The 23,502-nt window shown below is 40.3% G+C and carries 21 protein-coding genes and 1 pseudogene; 11 read left to right on the forward strand and 11 right to left on the reverse strand.

Going from position 1 to position 23,502, the window contains the following annotated elements; all coding sequences use genetic code 11:
- Positions 1–4 precede the first annotated feature (4 nt).
- The 5 genes and pseudogenes from F0226_RS05920 (at position 5) to uspE (ending at position 5,137) form a co-directional block, all read left to right on the forward strand.
- Positions 5–2,377, forward strand: coding sequence for a heavy metal translocating P-type ATPase (locus F0226_RS05920; RefSeq protein WP_171734781.1), 2,373 nt, complete (start codon positions 5–7; stop codon positions 2,375–2,377).
- Positions 2,377–2,517: pseudogene (gene ccoS, locus F0226_RS05925) on the forward strand (cbb3-type cytochrome oxidase assembly protein CcoS); the annotation flags it as partial. The gene F0226_RS05920 and the pseudogene ccoS, both read left to right, overlap by 1 nt.
- Positions 2,518–2,548: 31 nt before the next feature.
- Positions 2,549–3,223, forward strand: coding sequence for a sulfite exporter TauE/SafE family protein (locus F0226_RS05930; protein WP_171734783.1), 675 nt, complete (start codon positions 2,549–2,551; stop codon positions 3,221–3,223).
- A gap of 86 nt (positions 3,224–3,309) precedes the next feature.
- Positions 3,310–4,056, forward strand: coding sequence for an FNR family transcription factor (locus F0226_RS05935; protein WP_137373222.1), 747 nt, complete (start codon positions 3,310–3,312; stop codon positions 4,054–4,056).
- A 133-nt stretch (positions 4,057–4,189) separates the two neighbouring features.
- Positions 4,190–5,137 (forward strand): universal stress protein UspE, encoded by a 948-nt coding sequence (uspE, locus tag F0226_RS05940; RefSeq protein WP_171734784.1) that lies wholly within the window; start codon positions 4,190–4,192, stop codon positions 5,135–5,137.
- Between the two features lie 154 nt (positions 5,138–5,291).
- On the opposite strand, the gene ttcA is transcribed toward uspE, so the two are convergent.
- The 4 genes from ttcA to F0226_RS05960 form a co-directional block, all read right to left on the reverse strand.
- Entirely contained in the window at positions 5,292–6,200 is a 909-nt protein-coding gene (gene ttcA, locus F0226_RS05945; RefSeq protein WP_171734785.1) for a tRNA 2-thiocytidine(32) synthetase TtcA, read from the reverse strand.
- A gap of 288 nt (positions 6,201–6,488) precedes the next feature.
- Positions 6,489–7,139: a DUF2987 domain-containing protein gene (locus F0226_RS05950; RefSeq protein ID WP_171734786.1), complete on the reverse strand. Its 651-nt coding sequence runs from the start codon at positions 7,137–7,139 to the stop codon at positions 6,489–6,491.
- A gap of 53 nt (positions 7,140–7,192) precedes the next feature.
- Positions 7,193–8,035, reverse strand: a complete 843-nt coding sequence (locus F0226_RS05955; protein WP_171734787.1) for a glucosaminidase domain-containing protein — start codon at positions 8,033–8,035, stop codon at positions 7,193–7,195.
- A 57-nt stretch (positions 8,036–8,092) separates the two neighbouring features.
- Positions 8,093–8,917: a hypothetical protein gene (locus tag F0226_RS05960; RefSeq protein WP_171734788.1), complete on the reverse strand. Its 825-nt coding sequence runs from the start codon at positions 8,915–8,917 to the stop codon at positions 8,093–8,095.
- Between the two features lie 332 nt (positions 8,918–9,249).
- Here F0226_RS05960 and potA point away from each other — a divergent pair, with 332 nt between their 5' ends.
- From potA to F0226_RS05990, 6 genes are all read left to right on the forward strand, one after another.
- On the forward strand, positions 9,250–10,365 hold the full coding sequence (gene potA / locus F0226_RS05965; RefSeq protein ID WP_171734847.1) for a spermidine/putrescine ABC transporter ATP-binding protein PotA: 1,116 nt from the start codon (positions 9,250–9,252) through the stop codon (positions 10,363–10,365).
- The gene (potB, locus tag F0226_RS05970) at positions 10,349–11,206 is read left to right on the forward strand and encodes a spermidine/putrescine ABC transporter permease PotB (protein ID WP_171734789.1); all 858 of its coding nucleotides are present in this window, start codon (positions 10,349–10,351) and stop codon (positions 11,204–11,206) included. Before potA ends, potB begins: the two co-directional genes overlap by 17 nt.
- The gene (gene potC / locus F0226_RS05975; protein WP_171734790.1) at positions 11,206–11,976 is read left to right on the forward strand and encodes a spermidine/putrescine ABC transporter permease PotC; all 771 of its coding nucleotides are present in this window, start codon (positions 11,206–11,208) and stop codon (positions 11,974–11,976) included. Before potB ends, potC begins: the two co-directional genes overlap by 1 nt.
- A gap of 93 nt (positions 11,977–12,069) precedes the next feature.
- Positions 12,070–13,104, forward strand: a complete 1,035-nt coding sequence (locus tag F0226_RS05980; protein ID WP_171734791.1) for an extracellular solute-binding protein — start codon at positions 12,070–12,072, stop codon at positions 13,102–13,104.
- A gap of 143 nt (positions 13,105–13,247) precedes the next feature.
- Positions 13,248–14,285 (forward strand): extracellular solute-binding protein, encoded by a 1,038-nt coding sequence (locus F0226_RS05985; protein WP_171734792.1) that lies wholly within the window; start codon positions 13,248–13,250, stop codon positions 14,283–14,285.
- Between the two features lie 96 nt (positions 14,286–14,381).
- Complete coding sequence (locus F0226_RS05990) at positions 14,382–15,182, forward strand: GGDEF domain-containing protein (RefSeq protein ID WP_171734793.1); 801 nt, start codon at positions 14,382–14,384, stop codon at positions 15,180–15,182.
- 187 nt (positions 15,183–15,369) lie between these two features.
- On the opposite strand, the gene cobB is transcribed toward F0226_RS05990, so the two are convergent.
- The 7 genes from cobB to F0226_RS06025 all read right to left on the reverse strand — a co-directional run bounded on the left by cobB (position 15,370) and on the right by F0226_RS06025 (position 23,498).
- Positions 15,370–16,101, reverse strand: a complete 732-nt coding sequence (gene cobB / locus F0226_RS05995; protein ID WP_171734794.1) for a Sir2 family NAD+-dependent deacetylase — start codon at positions 16,099–16,101, stop codon at positions 15,370–15,372.
- Between the two features lie 277 nt (positions 16,102–16,378).
- Positions 16,379–17,599: an ammonium transporter gene (locus tag F0226_RS06000; RefSeq protein WP_171734795.1), complete on the reverse strand. Its 1,221-nt coding sequence runs from the start codon at positions 17,597–17,599 to the stop codon at positions 16,379–16,381.
- A 445-nt stretch (positions 17,600–18,044) separates the two neighbouring features.
- Positions 18,045–19,016, reverse strand: a complete 972-nt coding sequence (locus F0226_RS06005; RefSeq protein ID WP_345776508.1) for a formate dehydrogenase subunit gamma — start codon at positions 19,014–19,016, stop codon at positions 18,045–18,047.
- 12 nt (positions 19,017–19,028) lie between these two features.
- A complete protein-coding gene (gene fdh3B / locus F0226_RS06010; RefSeq protein WP_171734796.1) occupies positions 19,029–19,637 on the reverse strand; it encodes a formate dehydrogenase FDH3 subunit beta in 609 nt (202 codons plus the stop codon).
- Positions 19,638–19,648: 11 nt separating this feature from the next.
- On the reverse strand, positions 19,649–22,504 hold the full coding sequence (locus F0226_RS06015) for a formate dehydrogenase subunit alpha (RefSeq protein ID WP_171734797.1): 2,856 nt from the start codon (positions 22,502–22,504) through the stop codon (positions 19,649–19,651).
- 10 nt (positions 22,505–22,514) lie between these two features.
- Complete coding sequence (locus F0226_RS06020) at positions 22,515–22,718, reverse strand: twin-arginine translocation signal domain-containing protein (RefSeq protein ID WP_171734849.1); 204 nt, start codon at positions 22,716–22,718, stop codon at positions 22,515–22,517.
- A 102-nt stretch (positions 22,719–22,820) separates the two neighbouring features.
- On the reverse strand, positions 22,821–23,498 hold the full coding sequence (locus F0226_RS06025; RefSeq protein ID WP_171734798.1) for a molecular chaperone TorD family protein: 678 nt from the start codon (positions 23,496–23,498) through the stop codon (positions 22,821–22,823).
- Positions 23,499–23,502: the final 4 nt, after the last annotated feature.

Here is a 23,502-nt window from a genome sequence, read left to right on the forward strand (position 1 = left end):
AACTATGAACGAATCGTGTTACCACTGCGGTGAAGATGTACCAGCAAACACCGATTTTAAAGTTGAAATCTTAGGTTCAGAACGAGAAATGTGCTGCCCTGGCTGCGAGACGGTTGCTCAAACTATAGTAGACAGTGGCTTAGTTTCTTATTATCAATATAGAACAGCTCCTGCTGAAAAGGCTGACCTTGTTCCTGAGCAGTTAAGAGCACTCGCACATTATGATAATGAAGATGTGCAGCAAGAGTTTGTCCGAAACAGCCAAGAGGCCTCAGAAGTTACCCTTTCTATTGAAGGGGTATCATGCGCCGCCTGTGCTTGGTTAATAGAAAAACAAGTCTCTAAAAAATCAGGTGTCTACAGTATTCGTGTAAACACCACAACAAATCGAGCTCTCCTTAGTTGGGATAAATCAAAAGTTAGATTAAGTGAATTATTGTCTGCAATTCACTCGCTCGGTTATAAGGCCGCACCTTTTGAAGCCGATCAACAAGAAGCAGCTTACCACCGCTCGATGAAAAACTATCTCTATCGACTTGGAGTAGCAGGTCTTGCAACCATGCAAGTTATGATGCTTGCCGTTGCTTTATATTTAGAGGTTTTTGGAAACCTAGAACCTGAATTTAAAAGCTACTTCCGTTGGGTAAGCTTAATATTTGCCACCCCCGTATTATTATATTCGGCCCTACCTTTTTACCTTAACGCTTGGAGAAGTTTAAAAGGCAGAACACTAGGAATGGATGTCCCTGTTTCTATTGCATTGCTCTTTGCTTATATCGCTAGCTTAGTGGCTACCGTTACTGAACAAGGAGAAGTGTTTTTTGAATCCATTTCAATGTTTACCTTCTTCTTACTTTTAGGTCGCTTCTTAGAAATGAGAGCCAGACGAAAGGCAGCAGCGGCTAGTGGGAATTTACTCAAATTAATCCCTGCGATGGCAACTACTTTAGATGGTAAACAAATCCCCGTTAAGACCTTAAAGGTTGGAGATAAAATTCGCGTCTTACCTGGAGAGCATATCCCAGCAGATGGCTTAGTTATCTCCGGAAGAGTGCATGTTGATGAATCAATGTTGACGGGTGAATCTGTGCACGTTGTGAAATCTGAGAATGATTCTGTTTTTGCTGGCACGTTGAATGGTGATGAATCATTTGAATTAGAGGTAACTACATCGAAAGCAGACTCAATGATATCTAATATTGTTCGACTGCAAGATGAAGCTCAGCTATCTAAGCCAAAAATCGCTGAAATAGCCGATATTGTTGCGCGCTATTTTGTCGCGATAATTTTGATTATATCTTTCGGTACTTGGCTGTATTGGCATCAAACCAAACCTGAAGATGCTTTTTGGATCATGCTATCTGTCTTAGTTGCGACCTGCCCTTGTGCTTTATCTCTTGCCACACCTACCGCAATCACTTGTTCCACATCTCGCATGGGCAATTTAGGTATTTTACTGCGTAAAGGACATGTATTCGAAACTCTTTGTAAAGTGAATCATTTAATCATTGATAAAACCGGAACTTTAACTGAAGGTGATATTCGTATCGCTCGTGTAGATACTAAATCTGATATTGATGAAACAACATGTTTGGCTCTAGCGGCTAGCTTAGAGAAGTACGCTAATCACCCTATTGCTAAAGCTTTTAGAGAGTATGAATCTGATAATATTATTGTCGATAACGTCAGCAACATTATTGGCTTTGGAATTGAAGGGACTTATAACGGGCAGGCGATCTCTATAGGTAGTGCAAGGTTTATATTAGATAACTCTGAAACAGAAGAAAGTAACGGAATTTACTTAGCTTTAAATGGGCAACATATAGCGACTTTTACTTATGAAGATCCTATAAGAAAAGAAAGTACAGAGCTCATCAAACAATTCACAGATGCCGGAATTAAAACAACCCTGCTAACTGGCGATTCTTTGGCAAATGCCCTCCCTGTAGCTAAAGCGATTGGCATACAAGATGTGGTTGCAGATGCGAAACCAGAAGACAAGTTAGCCTACCTTAATTCAACTGACTCTAATGATATAACCATGATGGTTGGTGATGGCATTAATGACGCCCCAACCTTAGCTGGTGCTCATTTATCCGTTGCCATGGGTGGCGGCACTGACGTTGCAAAAGCGTCGGCAGACATGATTTTACTTGGTGATAAATTAGATAGACTACTTAAGTCACGTATATTAGCGTTGAAAACTCGTAGAATAATCAGAGAGAACCTTGCATGGTCTCTTGGATATAACTTACTTATATTGCCTCTTGCCGTTGCAGGGTTAGTTGCACCTTACATTGCCGTTGTTGGAATGTCTGCAAGTTCAATTATTGTAGTCTCTAACTCTTTAAGGCTCTTAAAAGAGGAGCGTAAGTAATGGAAAGTTTGTACATTTTGATCCCTATTGCGATCATTTTAGTTTGTGTTGCTGTAGGCGTTTTTCTATGGGCTGTGAAAAGTGAACAGTTTGAAGATTTAGAGCGTCAGGGTCATAATATTTTATTTGATGAAGACAGCGACAAAGAAATGAATACATCAAAGAAACGCCATGACTCCTGATTGGATTGGTGCTTTTTTTATCGGTCTAATTGGTGCTGGTCATTGTATGGGGATGTGTGGGGGCATAGCTTCTTTACTATCTATTGGCAATCAAAAACCATCACCAATGATCCCCCTACTTTATAACCTAGGCCGTCTATCAAGTTACGCATTGATTGGAGCAATTATTGGCGGGGCTATTTCAACTATCGGTGAACTCAGCCAATTTAATGCTTTACTCGGTTGGCTGAGGCTATTCACCGCAGTATTCATGATAATTCTAGCTTTGTATATTGGTAAATGGTGGTTTGGTTTACTTGTTTTTGAAAAGCTAGGTCAACGGTTATGGCGTTATATTTCACCTATTGGCAAGTCATTCCTTCCTCTAAAGCACCCCTTGCACGCATTACCTTTTGGTTTTATTTGGGGTTGGCTGCCATGTGGTTTAGTTTATTCCATGCTAACTTGGGCGGCAGTTTCTGGAAGTTCACTTAACGGAGCCGGAATCATGTTAGCTTTTGGTCTCGGTACTTTACCTGCCATGCTAGCGGTTGGGGTGGGAGCAAATCTGATGAAAAAAATCCAACAAGCTAATTTTTTTCGTCAGTTAGGTGCCTTTTTAATCCTTATGTATGGTTTGTATACCGGATATATGGCGCTACAGCTTATTGATTATACCGCATAGTGATTCTTTAAATGCGGTTTTTTTACTACCTTTTGGTATGAAGGAATGCTAAAATATTGACGTATATCAAATAGTGAAAGATTGTTATGATTTCTGAAAAGCCTGTGACGAAACGTGTTCAGTCTGGTGGCTGTGCAATCCACTGCCAGGATTGTAGTATTAGCCAGCTCTGTATCCCATTTACTTTGAATGAATCTGAACTTGATCAACTTGATCAGATCATTGAAAGAAAAAAACCTATTCAAAAAGGTCAAGAGTTATTCAAAGCTGGAGACGAGCTTAAGTCTCTATATGCGATTCGCTCTGGTACTATTAAGAGTTACACCATCACTGAACAAGGTGATGAACAAATTACTGCATTTCACCTTGCGGGTGATTTAGTTGGTTTTGATGCAATCACTGAAGATATGCATCCGAGCTTCGCTCAAGCTTTAGAAACCTCGATGGTATGTGAAATTCCTTACGAGATCTTAGATGATCTATCTGGAAAAATGCCAAAACTTCGCCAGCAGATCATGCGTTTGATGAGTAATGAAATCAAAGGCGACCAAGAGATGATTCTTCTCTTGTCGAAAAAGAATGCTGAAGAGCGTTTAGCCGCTTTCTTATTCAACCTTTCTACTAGATTCTCTCAACGTGGTTTCAGCCCGAGAGAGTTCCGTTTGACGATGACTCGCGGCGACATTGGTAATTACCTTGGTCTAACCGTTGAAACGATTAGCCGCTTGCTAGGTCGCTTTCAAAAAGCAGATATCCTAAGCGTGAAAGGTAAATACATTACCATTGAAGACCATGATGCCTTAATGGAATTAGCTGGTGTTTCAAAAGAATAACTGATTTATCAATGATGTAGTTCAATAATGAGCTACATCATATTTCTCTCTAAAATCCATCTATATTTCTCTTAATCTCTCTATAACTGCGCTACATTAATTATATGGTTTAGTCCAAATAGTAGGCTTAGTTATGAGTATCTATAGCAAAATTCTAGTCGTCGCCGATATTAATCACGATGAGCAACCCGCTCTAGTTCGTGCAATTCAACTCGCTAAAAAAAGTGCTTCAACAAGTCGCATTACCTTTTTCCTATCGATATATGATTTCTCATATGACATGACTTCTATGCTTTCACCCGATGAACGTGATGCAATGCGAAAAGGTGTTATTCATCAACGTGAAATTTGGATGAATAAAGTTGCTGAACCTTATATTGATGATTCAATAGAGTTTAATGTCAAAGTGGTTTGGCATAATAGACCGTATGAAGCAATCATAGCGGAGGTTTTTTCGGGTGAACACGATATCCTTATTAAAGGGACTCGTAAGCACGACACGTTAGAATCCGTCATTTTCACCCCAACAGACTGGCATTTATTACGTAAGTGTCCCTGCCCTGTTTTATTAGTTAAGAATGAATTCTGGCCTGAACACGCAAAGATTTATGCGTCTGTACATGTCGGCTCCGAAAATGACACCCATATTGAACTAAATGATTCTATGGTTGAAAGGTTATTGGAAATAACAGGGCGCTTGAATGCTGAGCCATTCATAGTTAATGCATACCCTCTGACTCCAGCTAACATCACCATTGAACTTCCTGAGTTTGACCCAACTTCATATACGGATGCCGTTCGTGGTCATCATTTAACGGCAATGAAGTCACTTCGCCAAAAACACCATTTATGTGAAGAACAGACTATTGTTCAGCAAGGTCTTCCTGAAGATGTCATCCCACAAGTCGCAGAAGACAATGGTGCAGCAATGGTAATTTTGGGAACAACCGGGCGAACTGGCTTATCTGCCGTTTTCATCGGAAATACTGCTGAACATGTTATTGACAAGATTAATTGTGATGTATTAGCTCTCAAGCCAAATGGTTATATCAGTCCATTAGATCCGAACATAGCTAAGTAGCTAAGTATTGGTTTGAAGATACATATTATAGAAAATACATAGTGATATATTGCTTATGAGTTTTTAGCTAGGTTTTCTTCGGTATGAATACTGTTTAGCGTGAATACAATAAAGCCCCGACTTTTCGGGGCTTTATTGTTTGTCTAAAGTCTGCTTATACGTTTGTCACATCAATAAACATAGATTCATCAATATGCGCTGAACCTATGTTTGATGATGACACTTCAGCTTCGGCAAATTCATATTGTTCACGTTCACTGCTTCGATCAATAGGTAAGTTTACGAAATCAAATAGCTCTCTATCAGCAAGCTGACTTGGACTTACGTTTTGAATTGACTTAAACACCTTTTCGACTCGGCCAGGTGTTTTAGCATCCCAATCGATAAGCATTGCTTTGATATTTTGACGCTGAAGGTTTTCTTGGGAACCACATAAGTTGCAAGGAATGATTGGGAACTCTTTATGCTCCGCATATTCAATAAGATCAGTTTCGCGACAATAAGTCAGAGGCCGAATAACAACATTACGACCATCATCTGAACGGAGTTTTGGTGGCATTGCTTTTAAACGAGCACCGTGAAACATATTGAGGAACATAGTCTCAACAATATCATCTAGGTGATGACCAAGTGCAATTTTAGTTGCACCGATCTTCTCAGCAAAAGAATATAACGTGCCTCGACGTAATCGAGAGCAAAGACCACATGTCGTTTTACCTTCTGGCACTTTTTCTTTAACGACTGAATACGTATCCTTATCTACAATGTAATAAGGGATGTTCAATGTTTCAAAATAGTCAGGAAGAATATGTTCAGGGAAACCTGGCTGTTTCTGGTCTAAGTTGACAGCAACAACATCAAATTTGATTGGAGCAACTTCACGAAGCTTAAGTAAGATATCCAACATCGCAAATGAGTCTTTACCACCACTGATACATGCCATCACAACATCATTTTCTTCGATCATGTTGTAATCAACAATGGCGTTACCAACATTTTTTCTTAAACGCTTCTGAAGTTTGTTGAATTCGTGTGTTTCTTTTCTATTATCGACTTGATTCATTACGACTCTCACACTGTCGAATGACCGACAGTAGCTTTGCTTGGTGGATTCTTTAAGGGCGTGGATTATACGGATTTTTATTTAAGGTTGAAATACTAACTATGGATAAAACATCTGAGTTGTTTCAGAAGTAACAATGTTTGAGGAATATAAGCGAAGATCGTTTTCTATAGCATCTGTAGCGAAATGTGTAATAAAAGAAAAAATAGTTATGAAGCTTATCTGATATGGCTAGCGTTTATAAATGCTATACGCTTCATAACTAAATTTATCTTAGGAGCACAAATCTTATTGAGCCGGAATGTAAGGGAGTACGCGTTGAGTCGCTTCTGGTAGCAATAAAGTATCACCTTTCACTAGATCGTCTAAAGTGAAACGAGCCTTACCATCAATAATTGGAATATTTTTTCCACTTGAAGCTTTGATATCACCGTTTAAGTTGTTTGCAAACTCTAGCGTTACTCCGGTAATTTTTGGAGTAAACCAACTAGAGAACATACCACTTAAGTCTTCTAACATTATCTGCATTTGCGGCAGTAGAGCTTCTATATTTTCATAAGAAACCGAGCCCTCAAGTGGCTCTTTTGTCATCACGACAAGCGAGTAATCGCATACTTCTTCTTTAGTCTGGACAAAAATAAGAGGGTTCGCTGATCTTAAATTGCTGTCTATTGGTAGAGGGAATTCGTTTGAACTAGGGATATCAAACTCTTCATAATGCTCTTCTTTTTCCATCCAAGCTTTTTTGATATTACATATTTGCTGTGTTTCTTGATCAATAAAGAAAACGGCAACCTTTACATCATCATGCCCTTCTTTATTGTTGTTTTTTAACTGTGTATACAGTTTTGAATAGGTAAACATATATTCTTGAGCAGAAGCAGGCATTGCAAAGGCAAGACCTAAAGACGCGAGTATTGCGATAGTCGTTTTTTTCATTCTAATTATCTTGTTATATGTAGAGTGGACATCAAGGTGATGTTTCAAACTCATTACTGAGCCCAATATTTTTGATTATGGCGAATCATAGCCTGCAAATCTTCCACATAAGCAGAGCCCCTTTCAGAGTATTTCAGCAGACCGTTTGCCAATTGTGTCGCAGTATTATGTGTTAACAATGTTTCTTCAGCATCGGATAAATCACTTCGAATACCTCTTAACTCTTTATAAGCAAGATTTCGGTTTATATTCATAAAGTAACGATGCACTGATTCTTGGCTAGATGAAAATTTGGCGACTTCATGAGTGCTGCCTTCATTTCGTTGTAGCGGAACTAAGCCGCAGCCTTTCGAGTAACACCATTGCCCAAAGTAATTATTCGCTTGTTTAGCAAAACGAGAAGTTCCCCACGCCGATTCATTAGCCGCTTGCGATAAAACCAATGCCTCAGGTAAAACATTAACGCGATTCAACATCTCGGATAACCAAGTTCTATCTAAACCTTCAACAGGCACGGGGAGGCTATATAACTTCCCTAATCGTTTAGCATACGAATGGTCTTCTGCTGATAAAATCTCAAGGTCGCTATCAGCCCATTGACGAAGATGTTTGCGCTCTTTGATTATTCGGTTATTTTCAATCTGAATGCTGGGGCGAAGATAAGAGAAAAAGGAATCCTTCTTCTCATTTACATCTTCTATTGCACCAAAGTCAGGAGTCGACGTAGGCAATATCTCAACGCTGATTTTAGGCTGCTCCGCTTCCTTCGCTTGTAAGGATTTACGACGCTCTTCTTGTTCGTATATATACGGACCGATAAATGAGACAGATCCGACAACTGCGAATGCAAGTAGCTTTGCTGATTTAGAGCTGATGATATTTTCAAACGTAGTCATATATCGGTTCTTTTATTAGTAAATTTAACTATTCATAAATTTTAATATCAATAAGCTTTAAGCATTGAAAACATCAGAGTTTGGGTTATTGCCATTGTCACTATCGTTATTATTATTTGAATCATGTGGGCGATCAGATGCGATGACTTTAAGCTTAATACCAAACATCTCACGGTATAAGATGCCTTTCACATGGAAGAAAAATGGTAATACAAAAATCAACCCAATTCCGTACATCATCGCAGCAATAACAAACATCAACATAACTAATAAGTAGATTGAGGCAACAACGAAGATCTTCTTATTAATCGCTCGAAGTGAAAGTAACAACGCTTGCATCGGAGGCACTTTCTTTTCACAAATGAGCAGAATTGAATGACTGAAAGCTAATGAAAAGTAAATTGATAAGAAAGGAAGGATCATACCCGCAATCCCTTGAAGCATTAGGCTGAACAAAGTCACTAAAATGACTGGTACCGTAAACTGTAGCCCTTTCCCAATATGTTTAAGCTTTGTATTCAACCCTGCGGCATGGCTCATCGCCATTAAACTGATACCGGCGTAAATCGGCGCACTGACGACTTCATAACTAAAGTTTGCAATGAAGATTGATTCAACAATTTGGGGAGTAAATGCTTCAGGGTCAATGACTGCATCCAAAATAACGCTTGGGTCGCCAAGTTGAAGCTGTAACGCAATATAGAAAATTGCGAGTTGAATAAACATCAAAGCAACAATAGCAGGAGAAAAAGAGAGAAAATGATTAATCGTATATTTCCATGCTTCCTGAAAAACAGCCGTGGCTTTTAACTCGTAATTTCCAGAAAGAGCGCGCTCAATGCTCCCACCTAAATTAAAATCTTTTTCAATGTCGTTATTCATAGTTCTTCCTAGGTAGACAATGCATATACGAGCCACCTAACTTGTTGATAAAAAATTGGCTTCATTATACGCATATGTCGTATGTAAACTAAAATATGATTCTGTAACAAGCCTTGCTTTCTTGCTTTTTTGATTAATAATTAATCACTTAAACTATCGTTTACGCTATAGATTATAGTATGGATAGAAATACCGAGTTTTACCTGTGAATTTTTTTATTGTCTGACGTTAAAAAATGCTTTGAATTCACACTTTTGGTGATTATCATGCGCGCCTTAAAGTGTATAGCAGCAGGTCATCCTAATACGGACCAAGGTGGAGATAAACAGACGTTGAACGCTAAAAAATCAGTAGGGAAACCAGTCGTACAGTTAACTGGTATTAGTAAAAGTTTCGATGGTAAGGAAGTCATCGGCAATCTCGATTTAAATGTGAATCATGGTGAGTTTCTTACCATATTAGGTCCCTCTGGTTGCGGTAAGACCACGGTGCTAAGAATGATTGCGGGTTTTGAAACGGCAGATAGCGGTGAAATTCTATTAGCTGAACAGAATGTAACCCAAGTCCCTGCTGAACAAAGGCACGTAAACACTGTTTTCCAAAGCTATGCCCTTTTCCCCCACATGACTGTCTTCGACAATGTGGCATTTGGTTTACGGATGCAAAAAGTTTCAAACGACGATATCGAAATCCGAGTTATGGAAGCTCTGAAGATGGTACGTTTAGAGCAAATGGCGCAACGAAAACCGCATCAACTTTCAGGTGGTCAGCAACAACGCATTGCTATTGCAAGAGCGGTAGTAAACAAACCTAAAGTATTATTACTTGATGAATCGCTTTCAGCGCTGGATTACAAATTACGTAAACAGATGCAGATTGAGCTTAAACAATTGCAACGCCAACTTGGTATTACGTTCATTTTTGTCACGCATGACCAAGAAGAAGCGTTATCAATGTCTGATCGCATCATTGTTATGCGTGACGGTGTGATTGAGCAAGATGGCACACCAAGAGAGATTTACGAAGAACCTAAGAACCTCTTTGTTGCTCGTTTTATTGGTGAGATAAACGTCTTCGAAGCTAAAGCGATTTCTCGTCAAGATGAAAATCGCATACTGGCGACAATAGAAGGCATTGAGTGTTCTATTCATCATGATAAAGCCATCACGCAAGGCGATAGCCTACAAGTATTGTTAAGACCTGAAGATCTTCGTATTGAAGAAATAAAAGAGTCTGAACAACGCGGTATTGTTGGTCACGTTGTTGAGCGTACCTACAAAGGCATGACATTAGATTCAGTGATTGAGCTTGAATCTGGTATGCGCGTAATGGTAAGCGAATTCTTCAATGAAGATGATCCCGATGTTGATCACTCATTAGGGCAAAAAGTCGCGGTTACTTGGGTTGAAAGCTGGGAAGTGGTACTTAAAGATGAGCAAGAAGTTTAATCTACAAAATGCCATCATCGCTTTAATTGGTGGATGGCTAGTCCTATTCGTCATGATTCCAAATATCATGATTATTGGAACCAGTTTTCTAACGCGTGATGAAGCCAACTTAATCGAGATGACTTTTACATTAGATAACTATATCCGCTTAGCTGACCCCTTGTATTTAAAGGTGCTACTTCACTCTTTCTACATGGCGATAATAGCGACTTTGCTATGTTTAGTGATTGGTTATCCGTTCGCATACATTATTGCGAAAATGCCTGAGAAGTGGCGACCAATCATGTTGTTTCTAGTGATTGTACCTTTTTGGACCAACTCTCTGATCAGAACATACGGTCTGAAGATAGTGCTTGGTACCCAAGGAATTTTAAATAAATCGTTAATTGCACTGGATATTATCGATAAACCAATTCGCATCATGTACAGCGAAACAGCAGTGATGATCGGCTTAGTTTACATCTTGCTACCTTTCATGATTCTGCCGCTGTATTCGGCTATAGAAAAATTAGATGGAACGTACCTAGAAGCAGCAAAAGATCTAGGCGCCAATAAGTTTCAAACTTTGGTGAAAGTAGTGTTGCCTTTAACCATGCCTGGTATTATCGGCGGCTGTTTATTGGTACTACTACCCGCTTTAGGAATGTTCTACATTTCAGATTTATTAGGCGGAGCGAAAAACTTACTGATTGGTAACGTCATTAAGAGCCAAGTCCTTAATGCTAGAGACTGGCCATTTGGCGCTGCAACCAGTATTGCTTTAACCATGGCTATGGCAATTATGCTTTATGCGTATTACCGAGCAGGCAGACTATTGAACAAGAAAGTGGAACTAGATTAATGGGCCGCACAGTTAAGTTTAGCTTTATGGCGTTGGTATATGCATTCTTATACCTGCCAATAATCGTATTAATTGCTAACTCGTTTAATGCAAACAAGTTTGGTATGAAATGGGGCAGATTCACGACAAAGTGGTATGACGCGCTAATTAATAATGACAGCTTAATGCAAGCGGCTTGGCATTCATTGAATGTCGCGGTGTTTTCAGCAACAGCTGCCACGTTAATTGGCAGCTTGACTGCCGTTGCCCTATTCCGTTACCAATTCAAGGGTAAAGGTGCAGTAAATGGCATGCTATTTATTGTAATGATGTCGCCGGATATCGTAATGGCAATCTCATTGCTTGCTCTATTTTTAGTTATGGGTGTTCAGCTAGGTTTCTTTACCTTGCTGGTTGCACACATCACTTTTTGTTTACCATTTGTCGTTGTCACGGTTTATAGCCGTTTAAATGGTTTCGATGTAAAAATGCTTGAAGCAGCAAAAGATCTAGGCGCAAGTGAATGGACTATCTTAAAACAGATTATCCTACCTTTGGCTAAACCTGCTGTTGCTGCTGGGTGGTTATTAAGTTTCACCTTGTCGCTAGATGATGTGATTATCAGTTCGTTTGTTACTGGACCAACTTATGAAATATTACCGTTGAAAATATATTCGATGGTAAAAGTTGGAATTTCCCCAGAGGTAAACGCGCTTGCAACCGTGATGTTAGTGGTTTCCTTAATATTGGTAATCACTTCGCAGTTGCTAGCGAGAGAGAAAGTGAAGTAAACTTCGCAAAAATCTAATAAACAGAATGGTATTTATCATTCTGTTTTTCTATCTACTGCCATAATGGCAACGTTTGGTTTGGAGCTAACGTCAATGAAAAAATGGGCTACTTTAATAGCTGGTAGTGCATGTGCGCTTTCAATGTTATCTGGAACAGTGTCTGCGGATGAAAATAAAGAATTAGTATTTATGAACTGGGGGCCTTACATCAATAGTGAGATTCTGGAGCAGTTCACAAATGAAACGGGTATTAAAGTGATCTACTCAACTTATGAGTCGAACGAAACTTTATACGCGAAACTAAAAACGCATAACAAAGGGTATGATTTAGTTGTGCCATCAACGTATTTTGTTTCTAAGATGCGCGATGAAGGCATGCTGCAAAAGATCGATAAATCTAAGCTTATTAACTTCAATAATCTAGATACTAACTATTTAGATAAAGCTTATGACCCAAAAAATGAGTATTCAATTCCTCATGTCGTCGCTATCACTGGTTTAGCTGTGAATACCGATATGTATGACCCTGAGGAATTCCAAAGTTGGGCTGATTTATGGAAGCCTGAACTCGAAGGGCAATTAATGATGATGGATGACACTCGCGAAGTGTTCCACATTGCTCTACGTAAACTTGGCTATTCAGGCAACACGACTGACGAAAAGCAAATTGATGAAGCTTATGCCGAATTGCGAAAGCTCATGCCAAATGTTCTAGTGTTTAACTCAGATAACCCAGGCGCGCCTTATATGTCAGGTGAAGTTGGTTTGGGGATGCTTTGGAATGGTTCTGCCGCTGCTGCGCAAAATGAAGGCTTACCAATTAAATTGGTATTCCCTAAAGAAGGCGGTATTGGTTGGGTGGATAATTTTGCTATTAGCTCTGGAGCTATGAATGTTGATGCGGCTCATAAAATGATCGACTTTTTGCTTCGCCCTGAAATCGCAGAGCAAATATCTCGAGATACCGGCTACTTAACCGCAGTAAAAGCATCCAATGAGAAGTTTAAAGATAGCCCTGCTCTATTCCCCTCTCAAGAAGACTTAGATCGAGTCGAATGGCAATCTGCAGTAGGCGACAAGACAGTTCAGTATGAAGAGTACTTCATGAAGCTAAAAGCTGGGCAGTAAACACCCATAAGTTTTTTGATCAATAGGCGGCTTAGGCTGCCTATTTTGTTTCCAGACTGGTATAATCAACCTCTTCGATTTTTATAAATCTTTCCTTTGGGTTCGCTACCCAGCTCTAAATAAAACAAATGAACGGAACAGTAATGAAAAAAACACTGTATACCGGCGCATTGTGTGCTGCTACTTTACTTTCTACTCCTTCTTTCGCGGCTGACGAAGAGCTGTATTTCTATAATTGGTCTGAATACATTCCAAATGAAATTCTTGAAGACTTCACAAAAGAAACTGGAATCAAAGTTTTCTACTCAACTTATGAGTCAAACGAAAGCATGTACGCTAAGTTGAAAACTCAAGGTACAGGATATGACTTAGTCGTACCTTCAACTTACTTTGTATCAAAAATGCGTAAAGAAGGCATGCTGCAAGAGTTAGATAAAAGTAAGTTGAGCCACTTTGCAGATTTGGATCCAAACTATTTAGACAAACCTTTCGATCCTAGCAATAACTACTCGATCCCATACATTTGGGGTGCAACGGGTATTGGTATTAACTCAGATATGCTTGATAAGTCATCAGTAAAAAACTGGGGAGACTTATGGGACACTCAATGGGAAGGTCAATTGATGATGATGGACGACTCTCGTGAAGTCTTCCACATTGCATTGTCTAAGTTAGGTTACTCTCCTAACACAACTAACCCTGAAGAAATTAAAGAAGCTTACGAAGAATTACGCAAGCTTATGCCAAACGTTTTAGTGTTCAATTCTGACTTTCCTGCTAACCCATATTTAGCGGGCGAAGTGTCATTAGGTATGCTTTGGAATGGCTCTGCTTATATGGCTCGTCAAGAAGGTGCAACCATTGACATCATTTGGCCAGAAAAAGGCACTATATTTTGGATGGACAGCTTAGCGATCCCTTCAGGAGCTAAGAATACTGATGCCGCACACAAAATGATTGATTTCCTTTTGAGACCAGAAAACGCAGCTAAAATCGCACTTGAAATTGGCTACCCTACTCCAGTTAAAACGGCTTACCCACTACTGCCAAAAGAATTCGCGAATGATAAAAATGTCTTCCCACCACAATCTGTGATGGATAATGGCGTTTGGCAAGATGAAGTTGGTGAAGCAAGCGCAATTTATGACGAGTACTTCCAAAAGTTAAAAGTGAATAACTAATACTCAATTTGATTTATAATAAAGCGGCGCAAGCCGCTTTATTTTTATCTAAACTTTATATAGAATCAAATTCAAACGAAACGGAGTTCTATATAAATGCCTGCAAACCCCATATTGATAATCGTTAGCTTCATGCTACTTGCATCTTTAGTGATGCTTGCTGTTAGTTCGGTTTTAAAAATCGATTCGAATTATGATCTTTTCTTCGAAACCAATACTCTAGTAATTGTCACGTATATTTATTTTGTTGCTCGTCGAGTCATTTCCCAAAATAGAATTCTTCAATCTGGCGCTTTGCTACTCATTTTTAACCTAACTTATGATGTCGCCACTGAATTAGAATTCTTGGATATTTGGGCTGACCAGCATGAACTTTTAGATACTTTTCTTGAAGATGGATTACTTCAAACCGCTTTTCTATTAATTGCTATTGGAGTCACACAAGTGACGTCTCATCTCAAGGAGGCTAGCAAGAAAGACGAATTAACCGGTCTGTACAATAGAAAGAAATTCAATGAAATTAAGCTAGAAGAGTTTGAACTTGTCTTTTTAGATTTGGATGGATTAAAAACGGTTAATGATCGAAAAGGTCATAACGTAGGTGACTTAATGATAGTGCGATTTTCTCAAGTTTTAGCAAAATCGACTCTTGACGAAGATGAAATGGTTTTTCGTGTTGGAGGTGATGAGTTCGTTGTTACCACTCGAATTGGGCGAAGTGCTGAGTTTATCTCGCAAGTAAAAATGCAACTTGAAGGTGAAAAACTATCGTTCTCTTATGGTATCGAAAAAGCCAATAGAGCTAACTTTAAGCAAGCACTAATACAATCAGATAAAGCCATGTATGAAATGAAAAAATCACACAAAGAAAATATCAGAGCCAGTTATGACCATTAAAAAGGAGACGCCACGTCTCCTCCTGCTGCGGCTCTAATCTCTAATCTCTAATCTCTAATCTCTAATCTCTAATTAAAGCCTATTATACAAATTGAACACTGCGTGATTAACCATAAATAACTACGTAATTAGCGACAGGTAAATATATAATTAACGGTAAAACACTAGTTTAACGGCAAAAAGCTAGTTACGCGCTGAGCGCACCATCTAGGCTGAGTAACTCTTTAACCAGTCTTGGAATCTCAATACTTGCTTTGCCATAACGCTTTTCTTCAAACTCACTTTCAACTGCACTCGGCTCTAAATTCACTTCAATGGTATGGGCGCCATGCATTCTCGCATCATGTACAAACCCTGCAGCTGGGTATACCACTCCAGAAGTCCCGATAGAAACAAAAAGGTCGGCTTCTTCTAATGCAGAATAAATATCTCCCATGCGTAAAGGCATTTCGCCAAACCAAACAATATGAGGTCGCATTTGGGCTGGAATTTGACAACAATGACATAAATCACCTGTTTCAATATTATCTTTATACTCAACGACTTGGTTTGATTCGCTGCACCTAGCCTTAAGTAATTCACCATGCATATGGATAATATTTGAACTACCACCTCGTTCATGTAAATTATCGATATTCTGAGTAATAATAGTGACTTTACCTTCAAGCTGTTCTTCAAGGTCGCCTAGTGCCAAGTGTGCAGCATTAGGGTTAATATCTTTGCCTTGAAGCCCTGCTCTTCTTTTGTTGTAAAAAGCTTGTACAAGATCTGGATCTTTAACAAAGCCTTCCGGCGTTGCCACATCTTCAATTTTATGGTTTTCCCATAATCCATCTTGAGCTCGAAATGTCTGTATCCCTGATTCGGCTGAAATGCCGGCACCAGTGAGAATCACAATGTTTTTATATGGGAAATTCATATCGTATCCTTACCAATAAACTATCTAAACTCAGCTTAGCACTCTTCAAATTCCAACAATAGTTTTAGGGATTAGACTATGGTCTTAACTTAAAAGAATCGTTAGATATTTGTGAAGTAGAACAAAGTACGATTTGGGTGAAATGCTCCATTTATTAAAGCTTTCACCTAGTAACTGCTCAATAAAAGCTAAGAGAAAACAGAGAGATTACGATTCTAAAACCAAAAAAACGACCGAAGCCGTTTTTTGTTAAAAGTCTCTATGTTGATATTAGTGATTAGTCTTCACTGATAGAGGAAATCTTATGAATGGATAAATCAGCACCGTTAAATTCATCTTCTTCACTTAAGCGTAGCCCTGTGAACTTGTTCAGTAGCCCGTAGACAATAAATGAACCGCTCAAGGCAACAAGAATACCAGCGAGTGTACCTAAGATCTGAACTGTAAAACTCACGCCTCCTAGCCCCCATAATGCTTGTTGCCCAAAAATGCCAGCAGCAATACCACCCCAAGCACCACAAACACCGTGTAATGGCCACACACCTAAAACATCATCAATTTTGGTTTTGTTTTGCATATAGGTAAACAAGTACACAAAAAGTGCACCAGCAATGCTACCGGTGACTAAAGCACCTAACGGATGCATCAAATCTGAACCTGCACATACCGCGACTAAACCCGCGAGTGGACCATTGTGAATAAAGCCTGGGTCATTTTTACCTGCCACAAGTGCAGCAAGAATACCGCCGACCATCGCCATCAGTGAGTTCATAGCAACCAAGCCACTAATGCCGTTAATCGCTTGTGCTGACATCACGTTGAAGCCAAACCAACCGACACATAAAATCCATGCACCAAGAGCAAGGAACGGGATATTTGATGGTGCAAAGTTGGTGTGTTTGCCTGCGCGAATACGCCCTTTACGCATACCTAAAAAGTACACAGCAACTAACGCTATCCAACCACCAACACCATGCACAACAACAGAGCCTGCGAAATCATGAAAGCCATAACCAAATTGAGCTTCGAACCAAGCTTGCAAACCAAAATTACCATTCCAAATCATGCCTTCGAACAGTGGGTATACAAAGCCAACAGTAAAGAACGTTGCAATCAATATTGGATAGAAACGTGCACGCTCGGCGATACCGCCAGACACAATAGCGGGAATAGCGGCAGCAAAAGTCAGTAAGAAAAAGAACTTAACCATTTCGTAGCCATTTGCTTGAGAGAGCGTTTCCGCATCAGCAAAGAAGTTAGCGCCATACGCAACCCAGTAACCGATGAAGAAATATGCAATGGCTGAAACACCAAAATCTGCCAGTATTTTTACCAAAGCATTCACTTGGTTCTTTTTTCGTACCGTACCGACTTCCAAGAAGGCGAAGCCAGCATGCATTAAGAACACCATGATGGCACCAAGTAGTAAAAATAAGGTGTCTGAACTTTGAGTTAGGCTCTGTACTGCGCTATGAACCTGGGTAACCGTTTCACTCATGTCTTGCATTCTCCATTGCTTTTAATTCATCTCTGCACTTTTTTCGTGCTACTAAGGGTTAATTGAACTAATTTGGTGATTTATTAATTTAATCGTCAATAAAGCAAAGAGTGTTCCATCTTTAAGAATACAATTATCATAGAACCCTGAAGATTTTAAGTTATTGTTTTAATAAGCTTAATATGAGAATAATGGTTTCTCTGTTCTTCTTCTCACTTTCTTATTAGATATCCAAGCGCACCAGATTAGTGCTATTGCCTCAATTTGATCCACTTATGATTATTCGCACAATAATTTCAGATGTACCTTTCAAGTATAAGTAGATCAAAGGAGTCATCAGCATATGAACTGACTGTATTAAACGTTTAATACTTTTATTTCTGACACAAAAACGCCCCTAATTGGGGCGTTTGAAATTAAATTTATATCGTCACTGAAGGGTCATCTATTCAGCTTTATCTTTCACGCGATCATACCAAAGGTTGTGGTGTTGCTTAGCCCATGACTCATCGACATAGCCTGTTTTCATTCCATCCAAAGCACCTTCAGTACCAACTGTACCAATGTAAATGTGACCAAAAGAAGCTGCAATTAAACCCAATGAAGCGACGGCATGAATGATATTAGCTATTTGCATATGCTCTCGAAGCTGACCAAACATTGGGAAGTCCATCACAAGACCAGAAATACACACCGCAACTCCAGCCGTTGCTAGCAGCCAAAACCAAACTTTTTCACCGCCATTACAGAAATCAGCAGATGGGTGTTTTCCATTAGGAAGAATACCGCCACCGGCTTTAAACCATTCTAAGTCCACTTTGGTAAAGAAGTTATTTTTAAGCCACTTAACAAGCATCACCGCAATGCCAATCACAAACAAAGGACCTAAATAGTTATGGGAAACCTTAGCCGCCATAATTAAGTTCGCCCAAATGCCATCAGATAGCATAGGTTTCATGACGTGTTTGCCATACAGCAGAGTCAGCCCTGAAAAACCAAGAATAATAAACAGAATTGCGGTATACCAATGGAGTGCCCTTTCAAAAGGAGTCCAGCGTAATATCTTCTTACCCGTCTTTGGTTTATCGACTTTAATTTGCCCTGCCCATAAGTAGAAAGCAAAAAGCGACACAAATGATGCTCCAATCATTAACGCACCGATTGGGGTGATCCACTTATTTCGAATTTCACGCCACAACTGACCAGAAGCATTGATCAACACACCAGCTTCACGGTGCTGAGCGGTTGTATAACCTTCTTGACCATCTTTAACTTGTCGCCAGTAATCTGCGCCCGCCAACTGAACAACTTCTTGTTCTGCATTCGCTTTTTCTGTCGTGACAGTTGCTTCCGAAAAAGCAACTGTTGAAAACAGAAGAGCAAAAACGCTAACTAATAATACGTATATACGTTTCACTCTTATCTGCTCCTAGCTTTTTGTTGCATCAAATGAAAGATCTTCACCGTTTGTCCAACCAGCACCTTTCGCACCACGTTCAACAACACGTTGACGGAAAATCTCTGAGACTTTCTCAGCATCACCAGCAATAAGTGCTTTCGTTGAACATAACGAAGCACACATCGGCAGTTTGCCTTCTGCTATACGGTTCGCACCGTATTTTTTGCGTTCTTCTTCTGAGCCTGCCTCAGTTTCAGGACCACCAGCACAGAACGTACATTTATCCATTTTCCCTCTTTCACCAAATGTCGACTCTTGAGGGAATTGTGGTGCTCCAAATGGACATGCAAACAAGCAGTAACCACAACCAATACATAAGTCTTTATTGTGTAACACAATGCCGTCTTCGGTTTGCTTGAAGCAATCTGTTGGGCAAACTGCCATGCAAGGTGCGTCAGTACAGTGCATACACGCGACCGAAATCGAGTTTTCACCCGGTTCACCGTCATTCAATGTCACAACGCGTCGGCGTTGAATGCCCCACTCTAATGCGTCGTCATTTTCGTTCTTACATGCTGTGACACAACCATTACATTCAATACAACGTTTGGTGTCACACAGGAATTTCATCTTAGCCATCTTGTGACTCCTTACGCTTTAGTAATTTTACAGAGGGTAACTTTGGTTTCCTGCATTTGCGTCACAGGGTCATAGCCATAAGTAGTTGCGATATTGGCCGATTCACCAATTACATATGGGTCTGTCCCTTCTGGGTACTTGTCTCTTAACTCTTCACCTTGGAATTTGCCACCAAAGTGGAAAGGTATGAATGCAAGACCAGGCTTCACTCTGCGAGTGACCATAGCTTTCACATGAATACGCCCTTTTTCTGCGCCTTCAACCCAAACCATCTCACCATCTTTAAAGCCGATGTCATTCGCATCTTTCGGGTTAACTTCCACAAACATTTCTTGTTGTAGTTCTGCCAGCCAAGGGTTAGAACGTGTTTCTTCACCACCGCCTTCGTATTCAACTAAACGGCCAGAAGTAAGAATGATTGGGTATTCACCTGACTTATCTTGGTCTTGAATAGACTTATACAAAGTCGGTAAACGATAGATAGATTCGCTGTCATCCCATGTTGGATAATCAGCGACTAAATCACGGCGAGGTGTGTAAAGTGGCTCACGGTGAAGTGGTACTCTGTCTGGGAAGGTCCACACAATGGCACGCGCTTTTGCGTTACCAAAAGGCATACAACCGTGTTTAATGGCTACGCGTTGGATACCACCAGAAGTATCTGTCTTCCAGTTTTTACCTTCCGCAGCTGCTTTTTCGGCTTCAGTTAAATCATCCCACCAACCTAGGTGCTTTAATAATTTGTCACTGAATTCTGGGTAACCATCTTCAAGCTCACAATCTTTCGAATAACTATCTTCTGCAAGTAGATTATCCCCTTCAAATTCCACACCAAAGCGAGCGCGGAAGTTACCGCCTCCGTCTGCAACCGCTTTAGATGTATCGTATAAAATATGGGTGCCTGGGTGTTTCATTTCAGGTGTGCCCCAACATGGCCAAGGAAGACCATAGGTTTCACCATGAGCTGCCCCACCTTCTGCTTCAAGAGTTGTCTTGTGGAAGGTATGCCAGTTTTGTTGGTGTTCTTTAATACGTTCAGGGCTTTGGCCAGTGTAACCAATTGTCCACATACCTTTATTGAATTCACGAGTGATATCTTCAATTACAGGCTGGTTATTTTCCACACGGACGTTTTTAAATAACTGCTCTGCAATACCTAACTTTTTAGATAGCAGGTACATAATTTCATGGTCAGGTTTAGATTCAAATAATGGGTCGATGACTTGATCTCGCCACTGAAGTGAACGGTTTGAAGCGGTCACAGAACCTGTAGTCTCGAATTGAGTGGTTGCTGGCAGTAGATATACACCATCAGTACGATCATTCATTACTGCAGCAACTGTTGGGTATGGATCGACAATCACCATCATATCCAGCTTCTGCATCGCTTTTTTCATTTCGACGCCACGGGTTTGTGAGTTAACCGCGTGACCCCAATAGAACATTGCGCGAATATTGTCGTTCTGCTCAATGTTGTCTTTATTTTCAAGTACACCATCAATCCAACGAGACACGGGAATACCCATGTTATTCATTGGTTTCTTACCGTGATACTTTTTCTGATCGAAGCGATCCGTCAGCCAAGCGTAATCAACCCCCCACACTTTTGACCAATGCTTCCACGCGCCATCAGATAAACCATAGTAGCCCGGTAGAGTATGCGAAAGCACGCCCAGGTCAGTTGCGCCTTGAACGTTATCGTGACCTCGGAAAATATTCGCACCACCGCCAGATTTACCCATGTTTCCAAGCGCAAGTTCAAGTACACAATAAGCACGTGTATTGTTGTTACCTGTTGTATGTTGAGTACCGCCCATACACCAAACAATACAGCCTGGACGATTCTCTGAAAGTAGCTTAGCCGTTTGGTAAACTTCTTCTTTGCTTACGCTGGTTACGCGCTCAACTTCTTCTGGCGTCCACTTTGCAACTTCAGCACGAATTTCATCCATACCGTAGACACGTTGGCGAATAAACTCTTTGTCTTCCCACTTATTTTCAAATACGTGCCATAACACACCCCAAATAAACGCAACATCCGTACCTGGGCGAAGTGACACATAATGATCAGCTTTTGCTGCAGTGCGAGTACGACGAGGGTCAGCCACAACAATCTTGCAATCATTCTTTTCTTTAGCGATTAAGATGTGCTGCATGGCTACTGGGTGAGCTTCTGCTGGGTTTGAACCAATGAACAGCATAGATTTACAATTATGCATGTCATTAAATGAATTGGTCATTGCTCCGTAACCCCAAGTGTTTGCTACACCTGAAACCGTTGTGGAGTGACAAATTCGCGCTTGGTGATCGACATTATTCGTTCCCCAAATAGACGCCATTTTACGGAAAGTATAAGCCTGCTCATTACTGTGTTTAGCACTGCCTAACCAGTAAACTGAATCAGGACCGGATTCTTTACGAATATCGAGCGCTTTGTTGCCAATCTCTTCAATTGCTTGTTCCCAAGAAAGCTTTTTCCATTTACCGCCTTCAAGCTTCATTGGATATTTTAAACGACGTTCTCCATGACCATGCTCACGCAGTGCTGCGCCTTTTGCACAGTGTCCACCAGCATTGAATGGGTGATCATAAGCTGGCTCTTGACCTGTCCAAACACCATTTTGAACTTCGGCATAAATGCCACAACCAACAGAACAGTGTGAACAAATCGTACGTTTGATTTCAGTTTTAGCGGTCGGGTCAACTGACTTTGCTTCAGCTTTCTTAATCATTGACGGTGCAAACATTGAAGCACCTGCAGCAACGCCACCAGCGGCAAGTGAGCTGTTTTTCATGAAAGCACGGCGGCTGATGCCTAATTGATTTTCTTGTTTGCTGACGCTATCGGAGCGTTTTGTTAATTTCATTAGTTAACTCCTATAGACTGTCGTAGTAATCACGAATATGTTGAGTTTCGTGATAGCCTTCTTCATGTTTTTCAATTGTGCTTTCTTGATTGCTCGCTACCGAGGCATTCGCCACTTTGGCAGTACCAGCAACTACAGCCCCCGCCACTGCCGCGGTACTTAGTCCTTTAAGAAGGTCTCTACGGCTTGTGTTTACCTTGTCTTGATCTTTCATCATTGCTTCCCTTTACCGGTTAGGTAGTGTTGGATGCTTGAGCATCTCTAATACAAATTCAGCTCTTTTCGCTTAATTTGTCACTAAAGCTTTTAGCTAGATTTAGCGTTTTTCTTCTACAAAAATCTGATTTTTCACATCGACTTTATGAACGGCTTTGTTGTGTTTTGGATTCACAGCAAAGCTCACTTGTTCTATGGTCAAATACGCATTCAATAAGTTGGCAACTGCCGAATAAAAACTCACACTTTTCGCTTTTTGGAGTTGTTCAACAAATGAACCTACCCAGTTACCAATATGTTTATTGAAAAACGCTTGCTGAACAGGTTTAGGAAGTTCAACAAGCATCGACATCACTTCAAGCAAAGCTGAGATATGATCTTCAGGCTCTTTAACATCGTTGTGTCTCTCAAACCCTAGAGCATCTAGATCTTGTCGAAGATCAGACAAAGGCTTTTCCATAAGAGAACCAGTGATATGCCAAGACCCAAATTGAACGACTTCTCCACGCCCTACACCAATAAACAAATCTTGGTATTCTTCAGCCACTTGGTTTAATGAATGTGAACGCGCGGCTTCACGAAGTGCATTCCAAGCAATCGCCATAGGATGCTGATCTTCAGTGACTTCAAGTTGAGTCAACCAAAGTAAAAATTCTTCACTCGGTGCACTTCTAAAAAGCTGGGCAATAAGTAAGTAAATATCGGCACGCAGCGACTCATCATTATTTGATGCATTCTCTGATGATTCATTTGCTGATAATTGATTGTCTGGTTTCATTTCT

It is taken from the genome of Vibrio sp. 99-70-13A1, from assembly GCF_013114625.1.
In the GTDB taxonomy this organism is placed as follows: Bacteria; Pseudomonadota; Gammaproteobacteria; order Enterobacterales; family Vibrionaceae; genus Vibrio.